The sequence below is a fragment of the Actinoallomurus acaciae genome (assembly GCF_042429965.1).
GTDB lineage: Bacteria > Actinomycetota > Actinomycetes > Streptosporangiales > Streptosporangiaceae > Actinoallomurus > Actinoallomurus acaciae.
On sequence record NZ_JBHLZP010000722.1, the window covers coordinates 1 to 3276 of the forward strand.

Below are 3276 nucleotides of genomic sequence, written 5' to 3' on the forward strand. Positions count from 1 at the left end.
GCGGCCGAGCGCGACGAGGTCGCGGGGGCCGAGGCGCCAGCGCGGCCCGGTGAGCAGCCGCGCCAGCGACGCGCCCGCGGACGGATCGTGCACGACCTTGAGCGTGGCGACGACGTCCTGCACCTCGGGCACGGTGAGCAGGCCGCCGAGGCCGACGACCTCCACCGGTATGCCGCGCGCCTCCAGCGCCGTCCTGATCAGGGGGAACTGCGAGCGTTTGCGGGCGAGGACGGCGATGTCGGACGCCTGCAGCCCGGGGCCGTGCCGCGTGACGTGGTCCCAGACCGCGCCGTCGGGGGCGATCTCACGCGGCTGGCGCAGCAGCGCGGCCAGACGCTCGGCCAGACGTTCGGCCTCGTCCTCGACGGTGTCGAGCAGCGCGCACTCGATGCGGCCGCGCGCCTGCTGGGCCGCGCCCGGCCACAGGCGCGGCACGTCCTTGGCCTCCTCGCGCAGCTCCGTCTGGATGCGGGCGGCGGCGTCGAGAATGCGCTCACCGTTGCGGAAGCTGGTGGACAGCTGCCGCATCGGGGCGAGGCGGTCGCCCTCGGGGAAGTCGCGGACGAAGCCGAGGAGGTTGCCCGCGCTGGCGCCGCGCCAGCCGTAGATCGACTGGCAGGGGTCGCCGACGGCCGTCACCGGGTGGCCGCCGCCGAAGATCGACTTCAGCAGGACGAGCTGCGCGTGGCTGGTGTCCTGGTACTCGTCGAGCAGCACCACGCCGTAGCGGGAGCGTTCGATCACGCCGACCTCGCGGTGATCGCGGGCGATCCGCGCGGCGAGCGCGAGCTGGTCGCCGTGGTCGAGCACCTCGCGCCTGGCCTTGGCGCGCTGGTACGCCTCGACGAGCGGCAGGAGCTGCTCGCGCAGCGCCTGGGTGTCCATGATCCTGCCCTGGTGCGTCTTGGTGGGCTTCTTGACCTCGGCGAGGCGTTCGCGCAGCCACGCGCCGACCTCGCGGATGTCGCCGGGCACGCGCAGGTGCTCCGACATCTCGCCGGCCAGCGCGATGACCGCCTTGGTGACGGTGTCGGGCGCCCAGTCGACGTGGTCCATGGGCCCGTCGTAGGCGTCCACGACACGGGCGGCGATCTGCCAGGCCACCGCGGGCGTGATGAGCCGCATGGTGGGCTCCAGCGCCGCCCGCAGCGCGTGGTCGCCGAACAGCCGCCCGGCGTACGCGTGGTACGTCGAGACGGTCGGCTCGCCGTCGAGGATCGCGGGGTCGATGAGGTCGTCGTGCTCGCGGAGCTGGCCGAGCCGGCGGCGTACGCGGTCGGACAGCTCGGCGGCGGCCTTACGGGTGAACGTGAGGCCGAGGACGCGTTCGGGCCGGATGAGCCCGTTGGCCACGAGCCAGACGACGCGCGCGGCCATCGTCTCGCTCTTGCCCGACCCGGCCCCGGCGATCACCGCCATCGGCGCGAGCGGCGCCTGGATGACCGCCGCCTGGTCGGGCGTCGGCTCGGGCAACCCCAGTCGCTGCGCCAGCTCCTGCGGAGATATCACGTGACCTGCCCGCCGTTCTCGTGGGCGGGGCAGGAACTCTGGACCGGGCACGTACGGCAGTGGTCGTCGCGCTTGGCCTCGAAGACCGGGCTCGCCATGCCCTCGGCGACCCGGTCGACCAGCTTGCGCGGCCATTCGGGGTCTTCGTCCGCCGACGGCGGGCCCTGAGTCTGGATGCGGACCCGCGCGGTGTAGGCGCCCTTGCCGACCTGGATCAGCTCGGCGCCCCCGGGCTCGATCAGCCCCTTGTCGGCGAACGCGCCGAGCATCACGGCGAGCTGGTACACGCCGAGCTGCGGATGCCGGGCGAGGTCGTCCTCGCGTACGTGAGTGCTGGAGGTCTTGATGTCGACGATCCAGGCACGGCCCTGGTCGTCGCGCTCGGCCCGGTCGACGCGCCCGCGGATCACGACGCGGCCCAGGTCGAGGGCGAAGGACTCCTCGACGGAGACGACATCGCGGGCCTCGGGGCGGTTGTGCCAGGCCAGGAACTTGTTGACCATCTTCTCGGCCTGGTCTCGCTGCTTGTCGGAGTACCAGACGCTGCGGAAGTCCAGGTCGTCCCAGATCTCGTCAAGGCGCTTGGCGATGTCGTCGTCCGTCGCGCCCTCGTCGGTGCCGACCAGCTCGGCGACGGCGTGGATCACCTTGCCCATCGTGGCGTACTCCCCCGCGCCGCCGTCCTCGGCGCCGACGCAGGCCGCCAGCAGCCAGCGCAGCCCGCACTTCTCGAACGTCTCCACCTGCGAGGGCGACAGGACGAGCTGCTCGTCCTCGGCGAAGGCCGGCCCGTCGTGGGAGAGGCCGGTCAGGGCGTACCAGCTGCCCGGATCGGCGCCCTGGACGCCGCTGCGGGCCAGCCGGGCCAGGTGTCCGGCGGCGGAGCGCCGCAGCTGCGGGTCGGTGCCGGGGTCGGTCACCGCCGAGCGCAGGTCGGCGACCAGCGCGCGCAGCGACAGCCACCGGGTGCGCTCGTCGAGCTGGGCGTGCTCGGCGGCGTCCGGCAGCAGTTCGCGCAGGAAGCGCGAGGGACGTTCTTCGGTGTCCTCCCCGCCGACCGCGGTCACGATGAGCCGGTGACGGGCGCGGGTCACCGCGACGTAGAAGAGCCGGCGTTCTTCCTCCATGAGCTTGGCCGCCAGGGACGCCGCGCGTACCTCGTCGTCCTCCGGCGCCGCGGTCGCGGACTCGATCAGCTCCTCGCTGCCCAGCAGCGACCCGCGCAGCCGCAGGTCCGGCCAGACGCCCTCCTGCACGCCCGAGACGATGACGACGTCCCATTCGAGGCCCTTGGAGCGGTGCGCGGTGAGGATGCGCACCGCCTCGCCGTCGGGCGAGCGCTCGGCCAGGCTGTCGCCGGGGATCTCCTGGGAGGCCAGGTCGTCGAGGAACAACTCCGGCCCGGCGTGCGGCAGCCGGTCGGTGAACCGCGCGGCCATGTCGAACATCGCGACCACCGCGTCGAGGTCGCGGTCGGCCGCGGCACCGCGCGCCCCGCCGCCCACGCTCTGTTCCATGAGCCGGTCGGCGAGACCGCTCTCCTGCCACACCGTCCACAGCACCGACTCGGCGTCGCCGCCGTGGCCGGCGACCTCGCGGGCGAGCCGGATCAGCCGCCCGACCCGCTCGGCGGGGGCACGCACCTTCGGATGGATGAGGACCAGCTCGCGCGGGTCGTTCAGCGCGCGTACGAGCAGCCGGTCGCCGGGCTCGCCCTCGCGCAGGGAGGCGAGGTCGCGCAGGGCGCGCCGGAGCCGCCGCAGGCCG

The 3276-nt window shown here is 73.8% G+C and carries 2 protein-coding genes; both read right to left on the bottom strand.

The annotated features are described in order from the left end of the window. Window positions 1-1509 (bottom strand): ATP-dependent helicase (locus ACFFNX_RS45740; protein ID WP_378212595.1); only part of this gene is annotated, 1509 nt, incomplete at its 3' end. Beyond that, window positions 1506-3276 (bottom strand): PD-(D/E)XK nuclease family protein (locus ACFFNX_RS45745; RefSeq protein ID WP_378212596.1); only part of this gene is annotated, 1771 nt, incomplete at its 5' end. The genes ACFFNX_RS45740 and ACFFNX_RS45745, both read right to left, overlap by 4 nt.